Genomic DNA, 26,064 nt, shown 5'->3' with positions numbered 1-26,064 from the left:
AGCTCATGAGGGATTTTAAGGAACGGCTTCAACAGGTTCAGGAGCAGCAGAAGCAACTGGCGAAGGAGTATCACGCCCTGCTCCAGGAATACCAGTCCGATGACCTGATCGTTCAGAATGAACAGCTGCAAGAACAGTACGAAGCCCACAAGCTCAAGCTGCAACAGCTCGAACTTCGCTCGCGCAAGATGGAAGAAGAGAATGCACGTCTTCGCATGGCGTTATCCGAACAGATGCTGGATGAGAAGCTGAATCTGATCCGGGTATTCCGGGAGAAGATGGAGACCTATTTTCAAGGGAAAACAGCGGTACATAATGATCGAATTGCATCTCATGAACATCGAACCAAATCCAATCTAAACGCCCTGTACAACCGGGCAGCACAGGAGTTGCAAGAAGATTCTCACGAAGTGAAGGAGAGGATTGCTTACCTTGCGGCAGAGGTGAATGAGCGGATTGAAATGCACAGACAGGCCGTACGGGAGAGAGAAGAGGCTTTACGTGGGAACATGGGTCGTGGGTATGAGCAGATGGCGGAGGAGGGATTGAGCGAAGAGACTATTCAACGCCGGATCAAGCAGAATCGTATGGAGATGAAAATCGGACTCAGCTGGATCAACAAAGTAGCCATCCTGCTTCTCATTCTGGGTGTTGGAGCAGCATTCCAATACTCGTACTCGACCTGGTTTAATGACGAGATGAAGAGCGGAGCCTTTTTCCTGCTCGGTGCACTGATGCTAGCGGGAGGAGAGTGGCTGTTCCGTCGCAAAAGGCAGACGTTCGCGATGGGGCTGCTCGGCGGCGGGATCTCCGTGTTGTTCGGATCCATCTTCTATAGTTACTTTTTACTGCATATTATCGGGTTATATACGGGACTTGGCTTGTCTGTATTGGTATCGGCAATCTCTGTATTGCTGTCCTTGAGATACCAGTCGAAGACCATCTGTTCATTGGGTCTAGTAGGTGGATATCTTCCGCTATTCTCCTACATGTTCTCGTTCGGGCTTGAGGGCCCTGCTGTCTATGTAGCCATGATCTATCTGCTGCTCTTAAACGGCATTATTGTATTCATCTCATTCGGCAAACGTTGGCCTGTGGTACACTATATCAGTTTTCTGTTCAACACACCGTCCATGCTCATCCTCTTATGGCTGTCGCCAAGTGAGAAGATTGGCATGCTGTATTCCATTGTGACGTTTGCATTATATCTGGGCATTACGCTGGCATATCCGTTCAAACACCGGATGAAGTTAACCTGGTGGGATTTCGCTCTACTCGCCATGAATACGAGCATTAGTTGTCTGATGTTATACGTGTTATTTGATGTGGCGGGTTGGAATGATGCTCAGGGCTTGCTGGCGTTAATCTTCTGCGTGGTGTATCTGGGCCTCGCACGATTCGTTCAGCGCAATATGGCTCAGGAGAAACAGACGATTCTACTCTTTTATGCCACTTCCCTAACCTTCGCCATTCTGATTATTCCGTTCCAGTTCGGGGCCAAGTGGTTATCGATGGGTTGGTTAATTGAAGGCGTTCTGCTAGTAACGCTCGGACATCTGAAACGGCTCAAATCGGTGGAACGTGCCGGATGGGGCATCGTGCTTCTATGTCTAATCACTTTCGTGTACTATGATCTGCTGGCGCTAATCTTCATCGGGGAACGTTCTTACTTTATGTTAAAATACACCAGCATCACGCTGGGAACCTTACTTATTACACTGTATTATGCCTGGGCAGTTCACAGCAGTTCATCTTCCAGAGAGAGATTCAATTACAGCGCGCTGGAGCTGGGTTTCCTGAACGGATTCAAGTATGTAGCACTTGCGAATCTGTGGTTATACGTACTGTATGAGTCGAATGAATTGTATACCAGAGCTGTCGATGGGACGTTCCTGTTATACATGTTCTACAAGTTGTTGATGTTCGCAGCACTCACCATTGCATTGGCCTATGGACTGAGCAAAGTGACGTTGTTACGTGATCGCTTCGTGCAAGTGTACACCACCTTCCTTCATGCCGTTGGCTGCTGTATTGCACTGGCCGTAACCTTAACCATGCCAGCGCTTCAGCCCGAAGTTCAGCAGCATACAGCGGCTGAGATTGTTGGTTTACTGGTGCTGATCATCTTTAACGTAGGGGTATTCTTTGCAGGAAGGGATCTACTGATTGCAGGCATCCGAGGGCAGTTCAAGAGCATTGAATGGTACCCGGTTATCGCAGGGGTATATCTGCTGGGTGTCATCACCGTATTTCTGACGATTCAGTTCCAGTGGGGCGATGTGGGGCTGATGTTCAGCCTGATCTATCTGCTGCTGGCGATTCTCTATATTGCGTATGGATTCCGTAGAAAATATGTCATGATTCGGCGTCTGGGTCTGGGACTAACGTTGTTCGCCACGGGTAAGATGGTGTTCTATGATGTGGGTATGCTGACCTCGGGCAGCAAAATCTTTGCCTATTTCAGCTTTGGCGTACTATTGCTGGGGATTTCCTACCTGTATCAGAAGGTGTCCAGCCGGATGGAGGAAATACAGTCCAGAGAAACAACAGCGAAGCCTGACGACGAACCGAATGTACCTGAGGAAGAACAAGATTGATGTAACGATTCTACTTCCAGCCCATGATGTGTTAGCAATGTATCACTAAGGAGAAAAGAATAGGATACAACCCAGAGGGGGCAGTTTGAACTGGTGTATGTTTTCATTTGAACTAATGGAAGGACTCCGGAAGTGTTTCAAATCCAGAGTTCTTCCAAAATTCTTTACTCCTTGTTCTTAATTTCTTCGACGACTTGAATGCCGTTTGCTTTTCCATTAAGATATCCTTGCTCATAGTAGTCTATGCCATCAGGGGTTATAGTTACTGCAACTGTCTCCGGATCATTCTCTACGGGTTGTGCAACGATATATCCTCTGTCTAGCAGATATGAAATTGCCCTGTACTTTTCTATGTTTTCCTTTTGATAGAATCTATTGCTCGGTAAAAGCACCGCAGAATTTTCAGTAAACCAAGCTGAATATATTTGCTCCGTAATATCGTATCTTTCTTGTATTCTCTCTTTAATTTGAAGCTCTCTTTCATCGAGCATACTCACACCTCCGGAAATTAAGTTAAAATCACGGGTCTAGCTATTGATCATACCTTGAAAATGAACTAAGCCTATAAAAAATAAAATATACCTATTAAGAGGGACTTGCTCCAAAATGTCTATCTTAAAGGGTATATTTTTAATAGCAACCTAACTGAAGAAGATTTCTTTTTATTCATCAAAACTACGTTCTGTCTTCCAGTACCAGAACTTCTCGCCCTGAGAGATTAGAAAGCGATCTAACCATGTTTCAAAATTACTGTAAAATCGGCTTGCGTAATCCACAGGATTTAAACTCTCACAAAGTAGCAAGTAATCTTGATCCTGAGAGCGACAACGTTCTAAATCGATTAAAATTCGATCATCAAGAATTTTGGCGATCACAATCTTATTATCTGATGCTTCATTGTAATGTATAACATCCTGGGCTGAATATAAGAAGCTCTCCCCGCCATATACAGGGTCTTCAAATAAGGATGCTCCATTACATATTTGTAAAAAGCTTATGTAATCTGGAGGCAATGCAACAGAAAAATACTCGTAAAGTTCCTTTAATTTATCTTTGGATGCACCAGGTTTGAATCTATTCATAACAGTCGTTTTCCCAGTAGGAGCAAGTATTTCAATCTGACCTTCATTTTGGTCTGACCATTCCTTAAATGCTTTAATTAACATCTATATAGCTCCTCCTCAAAAAAACTGACTTTACAGATTTTCTGTAAAATCAGTTTATCATATTACCCGTTTACGTACGGGCAGTTTATGATTGAAATCATGCAATCATCTATACTTTCGGCTTTGTTTTTCAATCCAAAATGAGGCTCCGGGCTGCTGTTATCAGCAATCTGGGGCCTTATTGATGTGAGTCTAGGGCTCAGCCTAATATGACATTCGTGAAACGTTTTGCGTGGAGATCACGTTATAATAGAGTAGACTTAGGGCTGGATCTTCATTTGTAACCATGAGGTTTCGGCAGCCGATGTGCCTTTCAGTGATTCTCCGCCATCATCATGCATGCGGGAGAGCACGGTTAATGTTATGGACAAGGCGAAGGCGAGCAGCACGTATATGAAAATGTTTTTTTTGTTCATAGGGAGGTACCTCTCTTGTTGATGAGCTAAAGTAGACATCCGGCCGTTATGAGAAAAAAAGCACAACGTCTGGTATAGTAGAGTTAGCAGAACCAGATATAAATCGTTCCTGTATATCACTATATGGATGTATAGCGGTGCAAACAATGGAACAAATCTGATGATCTTATCATTATTGTTACGAAATGTTTATAGAGATCGATTGATCATTGAAGGTGGGAGAATAACATGCGGGAGACGGCAAAAATCGTCATTCGTACGCCAGGACAGGAAAGTGATGGCTCATTCGCTTATGTAAGCCAGGGTCGCTCCATTACCGTGGGACGTTACACAGGCGGCAGCGAGTTGGACTTGTCTGTCTATAATCAGATGATATCGAAGCGGCATTGCCGCATTCATTATGATGCACAACAGCAGCTATGGATTGAGGATCTGGATAGCAAAAATGGAACCGAACTGAACGGGCAGCGCCTCGTTCCGTATGAGAAATATCCGTTTGGCGAGGGAGACAGCCTGACGTTGGTCAACGGCCTGATTCAGCTTCGCACGGAAGGCGATCTTGGAGAGACCAGGGAGTATCGTGTGTCGGATCTGCTGGGTGAGGGCGTACGTTTACAGGATCACCTGCAAACGGTGCAGATTGGAGAAGTGGAAATTCCACTATCCAAGAAGGAATATCAGCTGTTCAAGTTGCTGTACAGTGAGTTGGACCACTTTGTGACAAGGGAACAGATTGTGGCTCAGGTGTGGCCGGAGCGGAGCATGCTGGAGAGTGAAGCGGTAGGGATCGACGAGATTAACTCGCTGATCTATCGGACGAATCGCAAGCTAGGTGTACACTTTACCATCAAGTCTGTTTACAAAAAAGGGGTATACATGAAGTCTCATGTGCCGGAATGAATGAGTGATAACAAAGGGATGAGTTCATGTTCATCATTTACCTGATTCCATGGCTGATTGCCGTGGTGACATTGATCGGCGTCATATCCATCGTGCTCATCAGTTGGAAGAATGGAATTTCACCGATGCCCACATCCAGCCGCGTCAGGCAGGTGGTCATTCAAGAGGTGAACCGGATTCCCGGGTACGGGGATGTGCTTGAAGCAGGCTCCGGATGGGGCACATTGGGACTGGATGTTGTAAGGCATTGTCCTGGCAAAAGGCTGACTGGGATTGAGAATTCTATCATTCCCTTGTGGTCTTCCCAACTGATTGCCTATCTGAGTGTTCGCTTAAGGCGAGCGAAGGGAAAAGGACATTCTCTTCAGGGCAGGCTGCGCTTCATGCGCGGGGATATCTACACCAGTTCCTACGAACATGCAGACTGTGTCATCTGTTATCTGTTCCCGGGAGCCATGACCCGGCTTCTGGACAAGTTCAGTCGTGAGCTTCCGCCCGGAGCCAAGGTGATTAGCGTCTGTTTTGCCTTGCCGGGAAAAGAACCGCTACGCACCATTACATGCCGGGATGCCTTGCGCACCAAAGTGTATGTCTACACCTTCTGAGGGAAGGAATACATCCACTTTCCCTTAAACAGGGCGGTGTAATCCTGTTTCTAGAGAGATAACGTAAAAAGGCTCCGAACTCACTGTGAACGTGAATTCGGAGCCTTTTTTGTTTAGTCTTAGCTAGCGAGGTAACCTGTATCGCTCAGCATCATGTCTTATTTTGCAGAATCCGTAGTAGTGCCTGTGCTCTCAGAGGTTGTACCGGATTGCGTCCGATTTCTACCGCCTCCGAAGCCGCCTTGGCCACGGCCTCCTCCTGGACCACCCATACCTGAATTGGCTGTAGTTACACCAGATTCATTGACCCAAGTTACATTGCTTGTCGATTGGAAGGCAACCACTTGAGTTCCACCACTATACGTACCGTCTGTGTAGAGTCCATCTACCGCTTTACCTGTCGATGTACCACCAGAGTAGATCACGTAGGAACCATCTTTCGCAAGATCCGGGGAGCTGACAACCACGGTTTGATAATCTTTTGCCGGAGCGAACGTCAGAATGTTGTTGCCTTCGCTATCTTGTACATGTACAAGTGTTCCAGCTTTTTGTGTTTCAGGGAATGTCATCACAATGGTATTTTGCGTAGACGCGTCGGATGTTCCTTGTGCCATGCCAGAGCTTCCGGCAGCCACCAGGTATCCACCACTGATTTCAAAGGTGCCGTCATAATCCAATGCTCCGTTGCCGCTATCCGTCGGTCCGTTCACAATAACCGTTCCGCCAGTCATGTTAATGGAACCATTGGAATCCAGTCCATCACCACCTGCGTTCACCGTGAGGGAACCGCCGTTAATGTGAAACTCGTTATTGCTCGCTGTTGCACCTGGCATACCGCCGGGTGCGCGGCCTTGACCTGCATCTGTACCTTGGGATGCCTGATCGGTAGTCGATGTTGTGCCCGTCGTTTCGGTCACAGAGATGTTGGATGTCGTTGCGGCACCAGTTGTTGTGGTAGCACTATCTGTACTTGTCGTTGTATTCGCGGCTGTTTCCGTCTCGCCACCTGCAGCGTTTACGCCATCATCGGATGCCGTTACATCCACATCCCCATCATTCAGGGTGATGACTGCCCCCTCAAGTCCTTCGTAGCTCTTCGCAATGGTGATAGTTCCACCGTTAATCGTCAGGGCCTGATCTGCATGGATGCCGTCATCACCAGATTCAATGCTGAATGTTCCATCGTTGATGGTTACGTTATTGTTGCTGTGCAGGGAATCATCCATGGAATCAATGGTATACGTACCGCCATTAACCGTAAGGTCTGTACCTGCTTTGAGCGCTTTGGCACTTGTAGACTCGGTTGCTGTTGTGGCTGAATCAGCATCGGCATTGGAATCCGTCGCTGGTGCTGCATTAGCAGAACTGGATGCTGCTGCGCCGTTTGTATTAGCACCTGCATTCGTACCGCTGCTATTCGGAATCTCCGGCATATCTGCAGGAGGTTCGCCATCCGGTGGTGTGCCCATATCCGTTGGAGGTGTGCCGCCACCCCATCCACCGCCACCGCCGCCAAATGGACCTTCTTCTACTTTGGCTGGTGCATTGGCGCTACCGCCGGCAGTCACAATGTTGTATGTGCCGCCATCCGCAACGAGTGCGGTTTCGGCTTGAATACCATCGTTGCCACTCTGAATATCGAAGGTACCTCCTGCGATAGCAACGTAGCCTTTGGTGGTATCCGTGTCATTGGTCGATTTAATGCCGTCGCCTTTGGCCTGAATAGTAATCGTACCTGCTTGGATGGCGACCATATCTTTACCTTTGATGCCGTCATCGGCTGCTTTGACACTGATGGTCCCGCTAATGATTTTCAGGTCATCCTTGCTTGTAATACCTTCATTATAGTTACCTGTGACGGTCAATTGACCTGCACCGTTGAACGTAAGATCCGCTTTACTGAAGATCGCAGCATCCGGCTCATCTGTCGTAGCGTCGGCGTACACATATGTTTTACCATCGGAAACGGTATTCTTGGTTCCTTTTTCGAGCGTTATCACCGCTTTACCGGCTTGCTGAATGTAGATCGCTGCACTGTCGTTATCATGAATGGTTGCTCCGTTTAATACGAGATGTACGGTGCCCTTATCGGCAACGTTAACCACGATCTGGCCGTCGGTTAGCTCACCGCTAAGTACATAAGTGCCTGCCTCGGAGATGGTTACTGAGCCATTCGCTGCTTTGGCACCCGAACCGGTTACTGTTGCCGTTGTTCCGTTCAGCTTAATCGCTGTGGAATCCCCCTCACTCCAGCTAATATGGGTATCGTCCGCATCCAGAGAGACCAGATCTGCGTATTTTACAGAAGTTTGCTCGCTGATGGATACCGTTTTGGTTGTTCCTGTCGTTGACGTTGCGGCATTGGCCGTTGTGCTTGTGGTTGCTGGTGCACTGCATGCTGCGAGTAGGCTGGTAATCATAGCGATGGACCATAGTTTGCTGCCTGTTATCATGTTCTTCTTCATATTGGATCGTTCCCTTCGAATTAAAAATTAATATTCCGTTGTTGGACTCATGGTTAAGGAGATATCCAGGTTGCCGTTCCGTGTACGGATGGCGTCGAGGAATTCCTTTTGGCTAACACTTTCGTGAATGGTTACACTGTAGACCAGCTCATACAGACTGCCGAGTTCGGTCGTTCTGATTTTTTTCAGATCAAAAGGTACATTGAATGTATGGAACACTTCATTAAGGGCTTCTTCATAGCTCAAGTTCTCGGGAATGGTGACTTTCAGCGTTTTCAGCTGACTTTTCTTGCTGCCGAAGTTGAAGCGACTCAGTACAAACATCAGTACACACAAGATAATGGTGAACAGCACCGCGTATCCAAAAGCACCTACACCGCAGGCAAGACCGGAAGCCATCGTGAACAATACATAAGCAATGTCTTTTGGATCACCAGGCGCACTGCGGAAACGAATGATGGAGAAGGCACCCGCCAAGCTGAAAGCTCGTGCGATGTTGCTGCCGATGAGCAGGATGATAATAGCGACAATGACGGGCAGGACGACCATCGTTAAGGTAAAGCTCTGGGAGTATGTGCTCTGGTTGGTCTTCATGTAGGTGAGGCTGATGATCAACCCCAGAATGATGGCAAGACCAATGGTGATGACCGCGTTGTTAAACGTCAGGTTGGTATCGGTTAGGGCTGAACTGAAAAGGGAATCAAGCATATAGGACACGCTCTCTTTCTATGATCGTTTTATCTTGTTCTATGGATGGGTTGAAATCGGTACCTGGTACAAGAATGCGTTCCGTCTGGTAATTCAGGTTCGTTGTTCTCGCCAGATGTCTGTACTCGTTGCCGTATTTGGAGAATCCGGTACGGTACAGTCCATGTTCGGACAGCAGTTGTGACAGCCACATCGGAACGGTTTTCTCGGCTTTCACTTCCATCAGCCATCGACCGTCCTTCACCAGCGGTTCACCGTAATCTCCCTGTTCCAGCTTCAGATCGTATCTGCGACTGCGGATGTTGGTGTCAAAGGTAATGCGGAGATCCCGACTGTTCTTGTCGAAGAGCGCTTTGCGTTCATACGCCAGATACACTTTAGGTTCCAGATCGTATACCCGAAGGAAATACTTGATCTCCTCGACAACCTGCTTGTTCATGTAATCCGCCAGCTCCGGCGCCTGTCCCGAACGAACGAATTCGTAAGCTTCATCCAGCTTCAAGGCGGTTCTGCGCTTGTTCACCAGGCCAAATACTTTCTTTTTGATCTCCAGATACACTTTGGCATTTTCTTCAGGTATTCCATAAGCCCGCAGTCTCAGCTTCTCCTTATATTTCGGTTTGGAGAGACTGGCGCGGATCAGCGAATCTTGTGGAGTGTCAAAGTACAGGTTACTGATGGAGTAATACTCATGTTTCTTGTTGTAGGCATCCAGCTCCATGTATTTCAGCAGGTCATTGTAGAAATGTGCGTACTGCTCATCCGTCAGAAGATACTTGCTCTCATATCGGTTGAATACTTCAATCGCCATGTGGGACTCATTCCTTTCGTTTGCGAGTTGTATGTTTTGTTCCATCGTGTATTGCTTCCATGTCTGTATCTTAGAGCGCCAACCTTGAATGAATCTTAAATGGTTTTACATTGCGTTAACATTTTTTTTACCTTCCTATAATAGTGCGCATGCACAAAATGAATTAAGATTGATTCAAGGTTTGATTGATAGAATAGGCGATATCATACAAGGGTTAATGAAGACGAATAATTCAAGCAGAGGAATGAATAGATGATGAGAATATTAATTGCGGAAGATGAGGTTCATTTGGCTGAGGCTGTGTCGCAGATTTTGAAAAAAAACAACTACTCCGTGGACATGGTCCACGACGGCAGATCAGGGCTCGATTATGCGCAGAGCGGTATCTACGACCTGTTACTGCTCGACATCATGATGCCGGAGATGGACGGGATCACCGTCCTGAAGAAACTTCGCAGTGAAGGGAATCATACCCCTGTCATTCTGCTTACTGCGAAAGGTGAACTATCAGACAAAGTTACAGGCCTTGATTATGGTGCTGATGATTATATCGCCAAGCCCTTTGCCACAGAGGAATTGCTGGCCCGGATTCGTGCAGCCTTACGGCGGAAGGGTGAAGTAGTTCCCGAGGATGGACTGAAGTTTGGCGACATTGAGCTGAATACAACTCAGTTGAAGCTGAGCGTTCAGGGGAAGGAGATCAAGCTGAACTTGAAAGAGAATGAACTGCTGGAGCTGTTGATTGCCCGCAAACAGGCGATTACTTCCAAAGAGCAGATTATTGAAAAGTTATGGGGATTCGATTCGGAAGTGGAATATAACAATGTGGAGGTCTACATCTCGTTTTTACGCAAAAAGTTAACCTTCCTGAACTCTGCTGTCCGCATTAACACGATTCGGGGTGTGGGGTATGTACTTGAGGTGACATCCTGATGTTCAAGAAACTCCGAAATCGATTCCTAATCGTGAATCTGGTGTCCATCTCCATTATGATGCTGGTAGCATTTGCGACGATCTATACGATTACTTATCAGAATGTGCAACGTGAGACAAATATGGAGTTGTACAAAGTGTCGGATTTCTACCACAGTCCTTATAATTCATCCAAGATGCCGCGCGGGGAAGGGCAGGGTTCCGGTTCAGATTCGTTTCCCTCCGATGCCATGGGTGGTGATAATGGAGGACCGGGAGGGGATCCCAACTCACCTCCGGCACGTTCCGTGTCGTTCATGATCAAGACGGATGACCAGTGGAAGATTACGGATACGCATTCCCGCTTTGATATGGAAGATACGTTCTACACCGAGGCACTGCAAAAGGTTGACCAAGATAGAGTTGGTGATTCGGGACGGCAGACTGGACAATTTGCGCTGGATGGAACGGACTGGGCCTTTGTGGTTGATCCGAGCGGTGATGGGCACATGATTGTCTTCATTGATGTGACGGCACAACAAGGTATTCTTACGAATCTGATCTATACATTTGCAGTTGTCGGACTGGTTATGCTGATTGTGATCTACTTCTTGAGCCGTTATTTTGCGAATCGTTCCATTGCACCAGTGAGGGAAGCGTTTGAGAAGCAAAAACAATTCATCGGAGATGCTTCACATGAGTTGAAGACGCCGCTGGCGATCATCAATACCAATGCCGACGTGTTGCTCGCGAATCAAGAGGATACCATAGCGAATCAGGCGAAGTGGCTTCACTATATCAAGTCGGAGACCGAGCGAATGACCGGACTTACGAATGATCTGCTCTATCTGACACAGATGGACGACTCGCGCTCCACGATGATTCATGCGAAGTTCAATATGAGCGATGCGGTGGAAAGTATTATTTTGCCGATGGAGGCCGTTATATTTGAGAAAAATATCTCCCTCGATTACAACATTGAGCCGAACCTTATGGTTCATGGGAACTGTGAACAGATCAAACAGGTCATTCTGATCCTGCTCGATAATGCTGTGAAGTATTCTGGTCCCAAAGGATCCGTAAAAGTCACGCTCCAGAAACAGAATAATGATGTCATGCTGGCTGTGTCCAACACAGGGGAAGGCATTGCACCGGAACATCTGGACCGGATCTTCGATCGATTCTATCGTACGGATTCTTCAAGAGCCCGCAAACATGGTGGGCATGGTCTGGGGCTGGCGATTGCTCGTTCCATTGTGGATCAGCACAAAGGAGAGGTATACGCTCGAAGCGTAGTCGGGGAAGGCGCTACATTTTACGTGCGTTTGTCGTAAGGGTGGAGTGATGGGCTCCTTTGCTCCCGCTCTATAATCGTTGGTCAGGCATAAGTTCTGCCTGTATTGGGTTAACCTATGCTACAATGGCAACAGTATGTATGAATCAAGGAGATGAACTGACGTGGCAGAAGCAAACGCAATTAATGAACAAGAAATGATGCAGTATATTGCAGATAAAACGAAGGCAAGCCAGGCGAATATCGCCCTTGTGCTGAAGCATGAGCAAGCGTACATCAACAAGGCGCATGAGAATGCCAAAGGCAACGATGTTGATATTGACGGCGATGATCTGGCTGACTATATTCTTAGCTGCAAAGATGTGAAGTTGGATGAGTTGACGGTGGAAAGCATTCTGGATGCTGAAATGGACTATCTGATGGACAAGGGTCACGCAGGGTACGTGGATTAAGTTCCGCGTAGGCAAAATCTAAAGAACCTGACAGACGCTATTCAGATTTTTCTGGCTCGTTTGAGAATTTAACGAATCTCAGAGATGTTATTCTCTGGATATATGTGAATTTCCGATGTAGTTGCAGCATTTCTGCAGAATTAGCGTGTCTGAGGTTCGTTAGAGTGATCACAGAGTGTAACGAAGCGTTAGTGGTTATTCCAAAAGTGGAATTTTATCTATGCAGCCATCTGCATGCGATGTGTTGTACTGAAAAAAGACCTCAACTCCACGTTACTGTGGTGTTGAGGCCTTTTTTTGGATTGTAGCGATCGGCATCCCTTCGTGACAAGCTATCGGTGTAGCTCTACTAAGGATGGAATTGGAGTTCTATCGACCCAATCTCTATCAATCCTACCGTTTGCAGCTTCTTATTGACCCATCATGCCGCCATCTACGGTGTAGAGGGAAGCTGTTACATAGGATGCTTCTTCGGACAACAGGAAGTTCATCACCGCAGCGACTTCTTCCGGTTCGCCATAACGGCCCATTGGAATGCTGGACACAGTTGCTGATTGATAGTCTTCCACGTTACCGGAATTAGCTTCGATCTGGCGCATCATACGTGTGTTGATTGTACCTGGCAATACAGCGTTAACCCGGATGTTGTAAGGTGCCAGTTCATTCGCAGCGGTACGCGTGAGACCAACTACGGCATGTTTGGACATAATATATGGAGACACAGCAGGTGCACCCATCAGACCCGCGAGGGAAGAGGTATTGAGAATCGCACCGGATTTTTGTTTTTTCATAACCGGAATAACGTTTTGCAGACCCAGGAATACCCCACGAATGTTGACGTTATAGACCATATCCAGTGCTTCAACACTCAGGTCTTCGATCAGCCCTGTTGGACCTTCGATCCCAGCATTGTTGGCAAAATAATCGATTCGGCCAAACGCATCCAGTGCTTTTTGCACATAGTTTTTCACGTCTGCTTCCTGAGATACGTTCGCTTTTACGGCGATTACGTGCTCTTTGTCGAGGTTTAGATCGGTAATTGTCTGCTGGATGGCTTCTTCATTCAGATCCACCAGAACCAAGTTGATTTTGCGCTCAGCGAGGCGGCGTGCCAATTCTTTACCAATGCCTCCGGCTGCTCCTGTAATAACGGCTGTATGTGTATAAGATGTACTCATGATATATCCGCTCCTTATTCATTATTGGCAGGTATTTCTCAAAAAAAGTTTCAACCTGTCGTCTATCTTTCCTGTCTCAATGTTAAGATATACATAGCAGTGTGACAATAATCATTGACAGCGCATATGTCAGCTATCGGACAGAGATGTAAGCGGTGTTCATTTATATTACAATAATGAACAAAGGAGGCGAGAATGTTGATCATTGAACATCCTCAGGACCGGAGAGCACGAAGAACGCAGGATGCCATCATCGCTGCGGCAGTTTCTTTGATATTAGAGAAGGGAGCGGATGCATTAACCATTCGGGATATTACGGAGCGGGCGGATTACAACCGAGGAACCTTCTATTTACATTTTCCCGGCAAACCGGAGTTGTTGCAGTTCATTCTGGATGATTTCATGCAGGGAGTGGGGCGAGCTTATGCAGAACCATACGCACAGCTCAAAGAAGTGGACATGACTGTATTGCTGCCATCCACGATGCCTGTATTCGAATATATTGAAGCCCATCAGGATATCTTTCGTGCATTAATAACGATGCATTCAGATATGGGTTCCCGGCTGTGCAATATGTTTAGAACGTATCTAACCGAAGATTTTGTATTGGTGACCGAGGATAGTGAGTGGACGATTAATTACGACATCATGTTAAGTTATCTGGTATCTGCTACGGTAGGCGTGATCATGCATTGGGCAGAGATTGGATTCAAATATTCTGCGCATTATATGGGAGAGCAGCTTACGGCGCTGATTAACATCAAACCGACCCGTCTGCTGATTGAACCAGGGCAGAAGGGTCGGACTATTCACGAGCGTATGCTGTTGGATTGAGTCAGATTATCCGGTCATGGAGGCGTTCGCGGCCTGTTGCATCTGAAGCAGCTGTTCGCGGATCAGGACAGACTCTCCGACCATAATTAATGCGGGATTATTCACTTTATGCGACTTGGCGAGGGAGTGGAGTTCGGCAAGTGTGCCGGTAATAATGCGTTCCTCCGAAGTGGTTCCCCGTTCGATTAAAGCCGCAGGGGTGTGTCCACTTTTGCCATGGTGAAGCAATTCATGTTGGATCTGGGGCAGTTGGCTAATACCCATATAGATGACCAACGTATCTACACTATGGGCGAGCAGGTCCCAGCGGACCGAAGATACACTTCCATCACTGCCGGTTCCCGTGACACATGCGAAGGATGAAGCAACCCCGCGATGGGTTAATGGAATAAGGGATGAAGCGGATGTACCTACAGCCGAAGTAATACCGGGAATGATTTCAAATGCAATCCCTGCTTCCGCCAGCACAAGCGCTTCTTCACCACCACGACCAAAGATAAACGGATCGCCACCCTTGAGTCGTACGACTTGTTTGCCTTCTGCTGCATGCGCAGCAAGCATCCGTCCAATCATCTCCTGACTCATGGAGTGAAGGCCTGGAGCCTTGCCGCAGTAGATGCGGAGTGCTCCTTCACGAGCCTCAGCGAGCAATTGATCATTCACAAGCCGATCATACATAATGACATCTGCAGACTGAATACGTTTCAGGGCTTTTACCGTAATCAGATCGGGATCTCCAGGACCAGCGCCAACAATACTAACCAGGCCCCGACTCATGATCGTGTCCCCAGTTTCGGTCCAGCATCGGAACTTGCCAATCCTGAACGACCACCCTGAATGGTCGCCAGTCTGGTCGATATCTTCACCGGATTTCCCCAGTGGTGGGCGGCATACAGACCGAGTCCAGTAAATACGGCTCCGCCTATGAGATTGCCAACCAATACCGGAATCTGATTCCACAGCCACCAGTCAGCGAGACTGACCTGTGCGCCGAGCATCATGCCTGCTGGAATGACGAACATATTTACCACAGCGTGCTCAAATCCCTGAGCGAAAAATATTGTAATGGGCAGCCACATCGCTACGATTTTGCCCAGTGTGGAAGTGGAGGTCATCGCCATCACTGCCCCGAGTGTGACCATCCAGTTACATAGAATGGCTTTGATGGTGACCAGAACAATCCCAGCTCCACCCAAGTGCTGATACCCCAGTGTCTTGGCTTCACTGGTCTGGATCAGCGTTTGAATTAGAGGGTTGCTCATATCCGTACCCATCTTCGTAATGGTCAGGCCGTATAAGAGAGCATAGAATGCACATCCGATCAGATGACCGGTAATCACCCAGAAATAATTTCGGAGCATCTCCATCCATGTAATTCTACGTTTCATCACTGCGAGTGGAAGCACCGCAAAGTTTCCTGTCACCAATTCAAGACCCAGTAGAATAATAATGGCGAATCCAGCCGGGAATATCAGTGCACCTGCCAAACCAACGGAAGTTTGAGATACAGCGGTATATGCCAGTGTCGTTGCAAAGGCAAGGATAGCCCCCGCCAGAAAACCACGGATCAGCATCTGTACCCGGTTCATTCTGGCCTTGCTCTCACCAGCTTCGACCATCGATTGCAGCACTTCTGCAGGTTTAACAAAATCCATAGCGCACGCCTCCTTGATGTCAGGGTATCTCTAGCATTTAGCCCGCAATCGTGATGTAAATTTCTCCGCTGTTGCCATCCACTTCTGTTTTGTAGGTATTCAAGCAGCCTTCATCCGGCTCATGTACCTTACCGTTACGCAGATCAATCTTCCAATCATGCAAAGGACAATGAACGGTTGTCCCGCATACCATGCCTTCCGACAGCTTGCCGCCCTTGTGAGGGCAGCGATTCTCGACGGCGTGCAGACTTCCGTCGCTCAGTTTGAAGACTGCAATTTCGGTATCCTGTATCAGGAATGTCCGTGCTCCCTTTTCATCAATATCCGCAAGGTGTCCAATCCGGAATTTGTTCATCGCTGTTCCTCCTCTTCTAGTGGGTTACCGGCTCGGCACCGGACAGTGGGGTGAAGTTTTTACGTAATTTCTCGTCTTGAATGATTTCTTTCCAAGGATCAACCGTGTGACCCAGTGTAACTTCCAGACGTTCAACCAGAGCGAGACGCACATCCCGATCCGCCAATGCTTCCTTCACATGATCCAGACCTACCCGTTCAATCCATGCCGCTGTTCTCTCATTCCATTTTGCGTTCTCTCTATAGTACTGCAGGTAAGAGTAAGTCCACTCTTCCACTTCTGCATCGGTCTTCACCGTACACAGCAACTCGGCTGCACGAACCTTGACTCCGGCGTTACCACCAACATGAATCTCCCAAGCGCCATCAATGGCGACAACACCCAGATCCTTGATGGTCGCTTCAGCACAGTTCCGCGGACATCCAGAGACAGCGAGTTTTACTTTGGCTGGAGCCACCATCTTGTCGAGTTTTTTCTCCAGACGAATACCCATCTCAATGGAATCCTGTGTGCCGAATCGGCAGAACGTATTACCTACACAAGTCTTCACCGTACGCAGCGCCTTGCCATAACCGAAACCGGAAGGCATATCGAGCTCTTCCCAGATCTTCGGCAGGTTCTCCTTCTGAACACCGAGCAGATCGAGTCGTTGTCCACCCGTGAATTTCACCAAAGGCACATCGTATTTCTCTGCAACAGTCGCAATTTTGATCAATTCCGCTGGAGAAGTAACACCACCATAGATCCGTGGAATAACGGAGTAGGTACCGTCCTTCTGGATGTTGGCGTGATAACGTTCATTGGTGAATTTGGATACACGCTCGTCTGTGTATTCAGCCGGCCAGATCATACCGAGATAATAATTGAGGGAAGGACGACACTTGGAGCAGCCTTCTGGTTCATTCCAACCGAGAACATTCATGACTTCCTTAACGCTTTTGAGTCCCATCTCCTTGATCTGAGCAACAATCTCATCCCGATCATAGGATGTACAGCCACAGATGCCTTCTTTGGTCTGTTCGCCTACATTATCACCTGCGTAATACGTGAGCAGGTTTTCGATAATAGGTTTGCATCCACCGCAAGAAGCGGAAGCTTTGGTACAGGACTTGATTGCACCGAGCGTATTACAGCCTTTGTTCAGAACAGCATCTCCGATGGAAGCTTTGGTAACACCGTTACAACCACAGACGATCTCGTCATCCGGCATGCTCGCCATGCGTTCTGCGACAGATGGGCCAGATCCGGAGCCACCGGAAGGTATGCCGAGCAAAATTTCTTTCTCGCGGCCACTGATGTTCTCACCACTCTTAATGAGGGAAAATAGAGAAGCGCCGTCTGTGGTATCCCCGAACAATACAGCTCCGATCAGCTGTCCGTCTTTGATCACCATCTTTTTGTACACGCCATCGACGTCATCCTGAATACGAATGCTGCGAGTGTCCGCAGCGTCTTTGAATTGTCCGGCAGAGAATACGTCAACACCGGATACTTTCAGCTTGGTAGAAGTGACTGAACCTTCGTATCCCTCGGTTGCCGCGCCAGCCAGGCGTTTCGCGAGCACCATACCTTGTTCATATAATGGCGCAACCAGTCCGTAAGCAATGCCACGGTGTTCTGCACATTCGCCGACGGCAGAGATGCCAGGAATGCTGGTATGCATATAATCATCTACAATGACTCCGCGATTCACATCGAGGCCGGTATTGCGAGCCAGTTCAATCTGCGGACGAATCCCGACTGCCATGACAACCAGATCCGCTTCAAGCACCGTTTGATCAGTGAAACGTATGGCTTTTACTCGATGTTTCCCTGTGATTTCTTCGGTATGTTTGTTCAAAAGGAACTTCATGCCCTGATTTTCAAGCTCTCGCTGGAGCATCAGGCCTGCCGGCAAATCCAGATTCCGGTCCATCAGATGGCCGTTAATATGGATGACAGTGACGTCCATGCCCAGATTAAGCAGTCCCCGCGCTGCTTCCAGTCCAAGCAATCCGCCTCCAATGACGGCAGCTTTACGATACTTTTGTGATGCTGCCATCATCGTTTCACAGTCTTTAATATCGCGGAATCCGATAACGCCTTCCTTATTAGCGCCGGGAAGTGGCAGGATGAACGCCTGTGAACCTGTTGCCATAATCAGCTCATCATAGGTTGCACGTACACCATTTTGAGATACAACTTCTTTGCGCTCGGCATTGATCTGAACGACTGGGTCACCGGGGTATACCCGAATGCCGTTATCTTCGTACCAGCTCCACTCGTTGATTACGATATCTTCGATCGTTGTTCCGCCTGCCAGTACAGAAGATAGCATGATACGGTTGTAGTTGGGATGCGGCTCTGCGCCGAAGACTGTAATTTCATAAGCATGCGGAGCAAGCTTAAGGATATGTTCAATTGTGCGGATTCCCGCCATGCCATTACCGACCAGCACCAGTTTTTTCGTTGTACTCATTATGATTAGCCCCCTTAGGTCCATTCTGCAAACTGCCTCAAAACCTTGTCTCTAAAATCGAAAAAGCCTGTTATGCCTCGGAGGACTGCGCATATACATACGCATCCCTTGCTCCGAGATTGCAAAACAGGCTTCATTGCCGTTTCAACCAGCTACGCCGTTGTAACTGTGATCGATTCAAATATGGAGTTGTTATGGCTTAACTATAAAAGATCGACTTAACCATGTCAAGATAGTTAACATAAAAAAGTATTTGAAATTTAAAGTTAATTATGTTTACATGAGTTTATTGGAATATCAATGGGACGACGACGTTTTACAGACATACCTTCATAAGAATGAAGGATTTAGATAAAATTAGTATACCGGATACAAATAAAACTGTAGAAAAGGTGCCATGGTCACTGTTTCACCCTTTTTTAGTGCAGGATGGCGAGGCGTGAAATGCTTATCAACATGTTGAATTCAGAACGTATAATCGTGACTATTTGGTTTTTGTCAGGTAACATGACACATTTATTGCTTTCGTGTATTAACGCCTTAAATGTTATGGACTCTGACTATACGTTATAGGGAGGGATTGATCCATCATGCGATCTTTATTGGTCATCCGTGTACAACCAACGATAGCTGCCTCATCCGATGCAATCCCTCTGACACCGGAGAGGCTGCTGGGAGCAAACGGGTACCATGTACAGGTGGCAGGCAGTGAAACGGAAGTGCTGAAGCTGGCTCGTGAGGCGGAAGCATCCATTTTACACCTATCCCTGACTGATGTGGAATACTGGGGGAACTGCCTGGGAAAGGGCAAGTCGGATACCCCGCTGCTCTGGTGGTGCGCGCCAGATACGGCCTCTTCTTCCGCAGAATCTTGCGAGATTGAGACCTCACTTGATGGAATACTTACACCATCGATGTCCGGACCGGAGATCCACTGGACCCTTCACTTTGCAGCCCGGCGCTACATGGAGCGCAAACAGTGGGAGCAGGAACGGAAGCAGCTGCAATCCAGGCTGGAAGATCGGAAGTGGATTGATATGGCGAAGGCTATCCTTAGTGATCTGAAGCAGATCTCCGAGGCCGAAGCCTATGACCTGTTACGTAAGAAAGCGATGGATGAACGCAAACGGATGGTCGATGTAGCTACAGCAATTGTGAAGGCACATCAACTGCTCCAGTCTTAATCGGAAGGAGGGTTCTGCATGGATATGTCTCAAATACTCCGAGAGGTCGGACGTGGGAAACGAGGCTCGCGTGATCTGAATTATACAGAGGCACTGACCGTAGCAGAGAAAATCCTGAAACAGGAGGTTTCTCCTGCCCAGACGGCTGCGTTTCTTATGGCTGAACGTATGAAAATGGAAAACGTCGAGGAACTGGAAGCTTTTGTTCATGCTTGTCGTAACAGTGCGGAACGTTTCTCCGTATTTCAGGACGGTTTGGACTGTGCCGGTCCTTATGATGGACGGACAAAGTCATTCATGGCTACGTTTCCGGTTGCATTTGTACTCGCAGCGGCAGGGTTGCCGGTAACTTTACACGGGAGTGATCCTTTACCACCCAAGTGGGGCGTTACGTTGTCGGTACTGTTGAAGGAAGCAGGAATAGATGCAGGTAAGATGGATCGTGAAGATGCCCGGAGTGCTGCACTGCGTTCGGGTGTCATGTACGTGCCTTCCGAGGATTGGTGCGCGCCTCTTCGTAAGCTTCGTCCGTTACGGGAAGAGTTGGGCTTCCGCACGGTGTTTAACACGGCAGAGAAACTGATAGATTATAACCGTTCACCATACCTGGTGTTTGGTGTATTTCATAATACTTTTCTAGATCGGATTGCGAAGCTGCTTACCCGCTTTACTTACCGCCGTGCTTATGTGGTACAGGGAATGGAAGGTTCTGAAGATCTGTACATCGATCGGCCGACCCGCGTATACGCAGTAGAAGACGGAGATATGAAGCTGGAACTCATTGACCCCGCTGCTTATGAACTGGATATGCCTGTGCCGGAACTGGTATGGACGGCTGCCAAGCAGCTCGAAGTGGCAGAAAGTGTGTTAAGCGGGGAGGGTCATATTGCTTTTGTGAATCAGGTCTTGTTAAATGGGGGCTTCCGTTTGTACGCGGCGGGACGTGTCAATTCCATCGAAGAGGGCATATACACTTGTCAGGGGTTACTGGAGAGTGGTTCGGCGTATCGCCTCTACCAACAGTGGTGTGTCTCCATGGGTGGCGAACTGCCGGATAGCAGACCCATGTCCATCTATCCGGCATCGTCCAGATAATGTAATGCTTGTGTTCAAGCTTGTTATTGTTTAGCGTGTTTTTATTCCCATGGATAAGTGACGGTCAGGAAGTCAGCGAATTTCTTGCTCTCTTCCCGCCGTTGTTTCCGCATGGCCGCCCGATCCGGAGCGGTCTCGTATAGTTTCTTCTCTTCTTCCGTCTCCGGGATAATGCGGGGTACGATCAGTTTGCGATTATTTTCGTCTAAGGCCACAAAGGTCAGAAAAGCCGTCGCCGCAATTTTCTTCTCTCCGGTCTTCAGATCCTCACGAATCACCTTCACAAAAATCTCCATGGAACTTCGTCCTGTCCAGGACGCGAACGATTCCAGCGTAACGGAATCTGTCGGGTTAATCGGGTACAGAAAATCGACTGAGTCGGTTGAAGCCGTTACGGTATTGACCCGACACAGCTTCGATGCAGCGATGGACGCAATATCATCAATGTAGGACATCAGCTTGCCGCCGAACAGCGTATTATGATTGTTGACATCCGTTGGAAACACCCGTGCCGTCTTAAAACAACGCGTTTCGCGTACATACTTTTTCTCCACCTGATCCATCTCCGTAGGTTTCGGTATCTCTCTCATGCTTTTTCCTCCTTACAGTATGGCTGCTGTGGCATTTGTTGTGTTGCAGGGTCTATTTATGATCTATTATCCCTAGTATAGGTGTCGGACAGATACATATTCAATTGAAGTCAGACTGCAAAAAAACCGCCAGGCGCGGACCGGCGCGCTGGCGGTTTACTGCTGTATATTAAGCCTTGGGTTTGAAGATGCCGGACGGTTTGCCGATCGGCAAGAACGCATAACCGAAGTGAGCGTTCAGTACCGAAGCACCTGTACCATACAGGGACACAATTCCGATCGCCAGTTCAGCGTATGCTGCAATGGTGTGGAAAATGTGAGGAGCTACGCCGAAAGCGTCAAAGGTCAAGCCAAGGAACAGGAAGTCAATCAGAATGAAGATGATAAGCAATACTTTATTCGCTTCAATAGCACCGATCGTCATGAACAGGGTGAATACGAGGTATCCGGCAAAAGCAAATCCGAGCTGCTTGCCATCGGCCTGTTCAGCGAGAGTGGAGCCAAATACGCCCATTTTGATCATCCAGTTGGCAGCCATGGCAAACCAGAAGAATGCGTACGCGCCAAAAGCCGTTGTGCCAAAGGTGTTGTTACGTTTGGAATCTTGAATACATGCGAATAGCTGGGCAAAAGCACCCAGGAAGATCGCCCAAGGAATAGCGTAGCTAAGTCCTTCTGTAATGCCAAGCTTTTGGGAAGAAGCGACCAGGGTTACGATAGCCAACCCAAATAATCCCATTGCGCTGGGATCGGCGTTAACAATTTTGACTTTAGTCTGTGAATCGGTCTGCATGGTGATGATAAGCCTCCAATAATATCAAATCAGGATCAATGGCCGTCGTTGGCCGTCCTCTACATTACATCATTTGTATCCGCCGGGTCCGGACACACACATCGCCCTATTGTACCTGAATGACCCCATTATGGAAAGGGATTTTATTACCTTTTAAACCAATAGACTTTTTGTTTTTTCAATATACACATTTACGACACAATCCGTTCTGGCCGTGAATGATGAGGCCAGACGTTAGAATCCAACCCTCGGTGATACCACTAAAATTGCGTCATATCAGCCATTTTCGGATAAGCTCTAGTGTGATAAAATAATCTTTATCAAAATTTGGAGAAGAATACAAAACATCCTTGTCTCCTATGCCATATGTTAATCCAACTATAGATTGACAGGAAAAACTAAAATGGTTCACAGAATAAGGAGGTATCAGGGGTCATGGTTATGAGTTTGGATTTGAAAAATAAAATAGAGAAGGCCAGACATAACCTTCATATGCTGGTAGAGCATAACAAGGGTGGTCTTGGGCATCCCGATGTGATTCGGCAGTCTATGGCATTGGACGAATTGATTAATGAGTATAACCGAATTAGCCGAAACCATTCACGGGCCTGAACCCAAAGCGATTTTAATTTTATACACGGAACAAATCACATAGATTGTAACGCTTGATCGTACAGACGGGCATGAATATAGCCGGTATGGACAGCCTCAGTTGAAGAGGCGGTATCCTACCGGTGTAATATTCATGCCCGTTTGTTTTTGCATCGTATCCATCATGCATCTGTTTAATGCAGCAATCGTTTGGCTTCCAAATATAGGACCTGCACGAACTTTTTTGTATTAATGCGTGTCTGGGACAAGGAAGGCTCCACATTGTTTTGCAGCTCCAGCATTTTCTTGCGAATTTCGGTAAAATCGAAAAATTTGGATGCATAGTTCTCGAACTTGGGATGTGTATAATCTGTTAATCCCAGAGAAACCACATGGCTCAGAGTCTGGAAGATGGCCCGGCGAACACGTTGTTCTGATGCCTTGATCTCCTTATTCACCTCTGCGAGAGAGGCGTCTTCTCCCAGTTTACGTATCGCTACATTCTGGAAGATGTCTTTGAGGGATGGGAACGTATAGGGGGACAGCTTATGTTCATCTGTCTCTACCTGTTCCAGATATTCCAGCATGTCCAGCAGATCCCTGCTGCCCGCTTCGCCGATCATGCCCATCTCGGACAGCAGGAAATGTCCTGCAGTCGTGATTGTTTTGTCCGGAACCGGAGCCGCAGCACGTTCGGTAGAATTTAAACCGGACAATCCCTGCAATGTCCGCTGAATATCTGCGATGGATTGCTGCATACGCAACCTCTCGCCTACCAGCCGCAGAACAGACAGAATCTCCAGTCGATTAATCGGCTTCGTAATATAATATTCAATCCCTAGTGAATAGGCTTCTCCGATCATGTTTTTCGACTCAATCTGGGAGATCATGACGATCTTGCCCTCGAACCTTCCTTCAAGCGCCCGCACAGTCTGAATCCCGTCCCGTTGTGGCATCAGTAGATCAATCAGCAGTACATCGACCTTATGCAGCTCCAATATCTCTGCGTGAATATGTGCTCCGTCCTCAGCTTCTCCGGCAATATCGCCAAGTCCTTCATCCTCAATAATATCCATCAGCATGGAACGAACGCCAGGATCATCATCCACAATAAAATAACGCATATCCGTCATCTCCTTTCTCTGCCAATGGTGTGATCGATAAATTTATGATAAAGACGGTTAGCTCCGCCGCGAACTCTCGTTCCAGTGTAATCGTTCCTTTCCTTCTTGCATAGAACCTGACATGTTAGGTTAAATGACAAAGATTGGGCGAGCAACGCCCATTTTTAAAATAAATGTAGAGAGTGCATGTAGGTATTTGTCGATTTTCGTAGATGTACTTGTAGTATAAGTAACATCCCAGAGTCTGGGTCAAGAGTTGTGCAGAATGGTACAAACTTTTCATGTGACCCATCTCTGTAACGTGAAATACACCTATAAAGGGGCATACCGATGGAGCAAACAATACAAGATATTGTCGTCATTTTCAATGATTTTCTATGGTCCAAAGTGTTAATTATACTATTGGTAGTATGTGGTATATACTTCACCACCAAGACTCGATTCATGCAATTCCGCATGATTGGAGATATGGTGAAGGTGCTTCGAGAGCCGAAAAGCAAGGAACCAGGCAAAATTTCACCATTTCAGGCGTTCTGTATCAGTATGGCGGCCCGCGTAGGTACAGGGAATATTACCGGTATTGCACTAGCCATCGCACTGGGTGGACCTGGGGCAGTATTCTGGATGTGGGTTATTGCGATTATTGGTTCTGCCTCCAGTTTTGTGGAGAGCACGCTGGCTCAGATCTATAAGGTGAAGGATAAGGGCGGATTCCGTGGGGGTCCTGCTTATTATATGGAACGTGGGTTGGGCAAACGCTGGATGGGGATTTTGTTTGCCATTCTCATTACGCTCTCATTCGGATTGGTCTTTAATGCAGTACAGTCCAATACGATTACAGTCGCATTCGAAAACTCATTCGGTACGGATCGGTTGACGGTGGGTATCATTATGGCTGTGGTATTTGCAGGAATTATTATAGGCGGTGTCAAACGGATTGCAAAAGCATCGGAATACATCGTCGTTGTGCTTGCCGTATTATACATTGGAGTAGCGGCTTTTGTGGTGCTGGCGAACATTACCCAGCTTCCGGCCATGATCGCATTGATCGTTAAAAATGCCTTTGGCATTGAACAGGTTGCTGGCGGAACGTTGGGTGCTGCGCTGATGAACGGAGTGAAACGCGGATTGTTCTCCAATGAGGCGGGCATGGGTAGTGCCCCGAATGCCGCTGCAACAGCGGATACAACACATCCGGTGAAGCAGGGACTTATTCAGGCTTTTGGCGTGCTGACAGATACACTTGTTATATGTACAAGTACAGCCATGATTATTTTGCTATCCGGGGTGTACAAAGGTTCCAATCTGGGTGGCATTGAATTGACTCAGGCTGCATTGAGTGTACATATTGGTCCATGGGCATCGGGATTCCTGGCGGTCATGGTGTTCCTGTTTGCCTTTAGTACGCTAATCGGAAACTATTACTACGGGGAAACCAACATTGAGTTTATCAAGTCCAACAAAGTTTGGCTGTGGGTATACCGCATTTGCGTTATCGCCATGGTTATTTTCGGTGCGGTTGCCAAGGTGCAGCTGGTATGGGATTTGGCAGATTTGTTCATGGGGCTCATGGTTGTTGTGAACCTGATTGCTATTCTGATGCTGTCCAAGGTGACTTTTGAAGCACTGAAGGATTACAAGAAACAGAAAGCTGAAGGACGTGACCCGATCTTTACGCGGGACCGCATTCATATTCCGGGTGAGGTGGAGTGCTGGGAATCCGAAGCAGAGGTTATTGGGGATAAATCATTCCATGTGATGAAGTAAGATTGCAGCTGATTTGGGTTGAATTATAGAAATGGACTTAATTAAACAGGACTTGGATTATCCATTATTGGGCAACCCGAGTCCTGTTTGTACATATATATTAGGTGGTTCCTC

General features: G+C 47.5%; 25 protein-coding genes. 11 read left to right on the top strand and 14 right to left on the bottom strand.

What is annotated here, in order from left to right:
- The first annotated feature begins 5 nt into the window (after positions 1-5).
- Complete coding sequence (locus FS628_RS20190) at positions 6-2,597, top strand: DUF2339 domain-containing protein (RefSeq protein ID WP_145324821.1); 2,592 nt, start codon at positions 6-8, stop codon at positions 2,595-2,597.
- Positions 2,598-2,761: 164 nt separating this feature from the next.
- On the opposite strand, the gene FS628_RS20185 is transcribed toward FS628_RS20190, so the two are convergent.
- The 3 genes from FS628_RS20185 to FS628_RS31460 form a co-directional block, all read right to left on the bottom strand.
- Positions 2,762-3,088 (bottom strand): hypothetical protein, encoded by a 327-nt coding sequence (locus tag FS628_RS20185; RefSeq protein ID WP_145324820.1) that lies wholly within the window; start codon positions 3,086-3,088, stop codon positions 2,762-2,764.
- A 171-nt stretch (positions 3,089-3,259) separates the two neighbouring features.
- Entirely contained in the window at positions 3,260-3,763 is a 504-nt protein-coding gene (locus FS628_RS20180; protein WP_145324819.1) for an SMI1/KNR4 family protein, read from the bottom strand.
- 260 nt (positions 3,764-4,023) lie between these two features.
- Complete coding sequence (locus FS628_RS31460; RefSeq protein ID WP_186327895.1) at positions 4,024-4,179, bottom strand: hypothetical protein; 156 nt, start codon at positions 4,177-4,179, stop codon at positions 4,024-4,026.
- A gap of 228 nt (positions 4,180-4,407) precedes the next feature.
- Here FS628_RS31460 and FS628_RS20175 point away from each other — a divergent pair, with 228 nt between their 5' ends.
- Positions 4,408-5,079 carry an FHA domain-containing protein gene (locus FS628_RS20175; RefSeq protein ID WP_145324818.1) on the top strand — a complete coding sequence of 224 codons (672 nt, stop codon included), beginning with the start codon at positions 4,408-4,410 and terminating at the stop codon, positions 5,077-5,079.
- 26 nt (positions 5,080-5,105) lie between these two features.
- Positions 5,106-5,684: a class I SAM-dependent methyltransferase gene (locus FS628_RS20170; protein WP_145324817.1), complete on the top strand. Its 579-nt coding sequence runs from the start codon at positions 5,106-5,108 to the stop codon at positions 5,682-5,684.
- A gap of 158 nt (positions 5,685-5,842) precedes the next feature.
- On the opposite strand, the gene FS628_RS20165 is transcribed toward FS628_RS20170, so the two are convergent.
- Genes FS628_RS20165 through FS628_RS20155 form a run of 3 tightly spaced genes read right to left on the bottom strand, consistent with a single transcriptional unit; the run spans position 5,843 to position 9,668 of the window.
- Positions 5,843-8,149, bottom strand: coding sequence for a carbohydrate-binding domain-containing protein (locus FS628_RS20165; RefSeq protein ID WP_145324816.1), 2,307 nt, complete (start codon positions 8,147-8,149; stop codon positions 5,843-5,845).
- A 27-nt stretch (positions 8,150-8,176) separates the two neighbouring features.
- Positions 8,177-8,857 (bottom strand): DUF4956 domain-containing protein, encoded by a 681-nt coding sequence (locus tag FS628_RS20160; RefSeq protein ID WP_145324815.1) that lies wholly within the window; start codon positions 8,855-8,857, stop codon positions 8,177-8,179.
- Entirely contained in the window at positions 8,850-9,668 is an 819-nt protein-coding gene (locus tag FS628_RS20155; protein ID WP_100528190.1) for a polyphosphate polymerase domain-containing protein, read from the bottom strand. Before FS628_RS20155 ends, FS628_RS20160 begins: the two co-directional genes overlap by 8 nt.
- A gap of 255 nt (positions 9,669-9,923) precedes the next feature.
- Here FS628_RS20155 and FS628_RS20150 point away from each other — a divergent pair, with 255 nt between their 5' ends.
- The 3 genes from FS628_RS20150 to FS628_RS20140 all read left to right on the top strand — a co-directional run bounded on the left by FS628_RS20150 (position 9,924) and on the right by FS628_RS20140 (position 12,326).
- The gene (locus FS628_RS20150) at positions 9,924-10,601 is read left to right on the top strand and encodes a response regulator transcription factor (protein WP_036612327.1); all 678 of its coding nucleotides are present in this window, start codon (positions 9,924-9,926) and stop codon (positions 10,599-10,601) included.
- The gene (locus tag FS628_RS20145; RefSeq protein ID WP_145324814.1) at positions 10,601-11,914 is read left to right on the top strand and encodes a sensor histidine kinase; all 1,314 of its coding nucleotides are present in this window, start codon (positions 10,601-10,603) and stop codon (positions 11,912-11,914) included. Before FS628_RS20150 ends, FS628_RS20145 begins: the two co-directional genes overlap by 1 nt.
- Positions 11,915-12,071: 157 nt before the next feature.
- Positions 12,072-12,326 (top strand): hypothetical protein, encoded by a 255-nt coding sequence (locus FS628_RS20140; protein WP_145325019.1) that lies wholly within the window; start codon positions 12,072-12,074, stop codon positions 12,324-12,326.
- Between the two features lie 410 nt (positions 12,327-12,736).
- Here FS628_RS20140 and FS628_RS20135 read toward each other — a convergent pair whose 3' ends face one another.
- Positions 12,737-13,504, bottom strand: coding sequence for an SDR family NAD(P)-dependent oxidoreductase (locus tag FS628_RS20135; protein ID WP_145324813.1), 768 nt, complete (start codon positions 13,502-13,504; stop codon positions 12,737-12,739).
- Between the two features lie 195 nt (positions 13,505-13,699).
- Here FS628_RS20135 and FS628_RS20130 point away from each other — a divergent pair, with 195 nt between their 5' ends.
- Positions 13,700-14,338, top strand: coding sequence for a TetR/AcrR family transcriptional regulator (locus FS628_RS20130; protein WP_091012478.1), 639 nt, complete (start codon positions 13,700-13,702; stop codon positions 14,336-14,338).
- A gap of 6 nt (positions 14,339-14,344) precedes the next feature.
- On the opposite strand, the gene cobA is transcribed toward FS628_RS20130, so the two are convergent.
- From cobA to nirB, 4 genes are read right to left on the bottom strand one after another with little or no spacing between them, the layout of a single operon-like run.
- Positions 14,345-15,115 (bottom strand): uroporphyrinogen-III C-methyltransferase, encoded by a 771-nt coding sequence (cobA, locus tag FS628_RS20125; RefSeq protein ID WP_145324812.1) that lies wholly within the window; start codon positions 15,113-15,115, stop codon positions 14,345-14,347.
- On the bottom strand, positions 15,112-15,993 hold the full coding sequence (locus FS628_RS20120) for a formate/nitrite transporter family protein (RefSeq protein WP_145324811.1): 882 nt from the start codon (positions 15,991-15,993) through the stop codon (positions 15,112-15,114). The genes cobA and FS628_RS20120 overlap by 4 nt, the downstream gene beginning before the upstream one ends.
- Positions 15,994-16,030: 37 nt before the next feature.
- The gene (gene nirD / locus FS628_RS20115) at positions 16,031-16,348 is read right to left on the bottom strand and encodes a nitrite reductase small subunit NirD (RefSeq protein ID WP_076213936.1); all 318 of its coding nucleotides are present in this window, start codon (positions 16,346-16,348) and stop codon (positions 16,031-16,033) included.
- 16 nt (positions 16,349-16,364) lie between these two features.
- A complete protein-coding gene (gene nirB / locus FS628_RS20110) occupies positions 16,365-18,806 on the bottom strand; it encodes a nitrite reductase large subunit NirB (protein ID WP_145324810.1) in 2,442 nt (813 codons plus the stop codon).
- Between the two features lie 590 nt (positions 18,807-19,396).
- On the opposite strand from nirB, the gene FS628_RS20105 reads away from it, so the two are divergent.
- Together FS628_RS20105 and FS628_RS20100 are read left to right on the top strand one after the other, a co-directional pair.
- Positions 19,397-19,990 (top strand): ANTAR domain-containing response regulator, encoded by a 594-nt coding sequence (locus FS628_RS20105; RefSeq protein WP_145324809.1) that lies wholly within the window; start codon positions 19,397-19,399, stop codon positions 19,988-19,990.
- A gap of 18 nt (positions 19,991-20,008) precedes the next feature.
- A complete protein-coding gene (locus FS628_RS20100) occupies positions 20,009-21,085 on the top strand; it encodes an anthranilate phosphoribosyltransferase (protein WP_145324808.1) in 1,077 nt (358 codons plus the stop codon).
- 41 nt (positions 21,086-21,126) lie between these two features.
- Here FS628_RS20100 and FS628_RS20095 read toward each other — a convergent pair whose 3' ends face one another.
- Positions 21,127-21,639: an acyl-CoA thioesterase gene (locus FS628_RS20095; RefSeq protein ID WP_026081401.1), complete on the bottom strand. Its 513-nt coding sequence runs from the start codon at positions 21,637-21,639 to the stop codon at positions 21,127-21,129.
- 205 nt (positions 21,640-21,844) lie between these two features.
- Positions 21,845-22,468 carry an acetate uptake transporter gene (locus FS628_RS20090; protein ID WP_036671640.1) on the bottom strand — a complete coding sequence of 208 codons (624 nt, stop codon included), beginning with the start codon at positions 22,466-22,468 and terminating at the stop codon, positions 21,845-21,847.
- 435 nt (positions 22,469-22,903) lie between these two features.
- On the opposite strand from FS628_RS20090, the gene FS628_RS20085 reads away from it, so the two are divergent.
- A complete protein-coding gene (locus FS628_RS20085) occupies positions 22,904-23,080 on the top strand; it encodes an aspartyl-phosphate phosphatase Spo0E family protein (RefSeq protein ID WP_017691636.1) in 177 nt (58 codons plus the stop codon).
- 173 nt (positions 23,081-23,253) lie between these two features.
- Here the strand turns inward: FS628_RS20085 and FS628_RS20080 are convergent, their stop codons facing one another.
- Complete coding sequence (locus FS628_RS20080) at positions 23,254-24,183, bottom strand: response regulator (protein ID WP_145324807.1); 930 nt, start codon at positions 24,181-24,183, stop codon at positions 23,254-23,256.
- A 330-nt stretch (positions 24,184-24,513) separates the two neighbouring features.
- On the opposite strand from FS628_RS20080, the gene FS628_RS20075 reads away from it, so the two are divergent.
- The gene (locus FS628_RS20075; RefSeq protein WP_145324806.1) at positions 24,514-25,950 is read left to right on the top strand and encodes an alanine/glycine:cation symporter family protein; all 1,437 of its coding nucleotides are present in this window, start codon (positions 24,514-24,516) and stop codon (positions 25,948-25,950) included.
- The last annotated feature ends 114 nt before the right edge of the window (positions 25,951-26,064 follow it).

It is taken from the genome of Paenibacillus xylanexedens (assembly GCF_007676705.1).
In the GTDB taxonomy this organism is placed as follows: Bacteria; Bacillota; Bacilli; order Paenibacillales; family Paenibacillaceae; genus Paenibacillus; species Paenibacillus xylanexedens_C.
The sequence above is the reverse complement of the archived record's forward strand: the minus strand, read 5'-3'. Positions and strand labels throughout refer to the sequence as shown.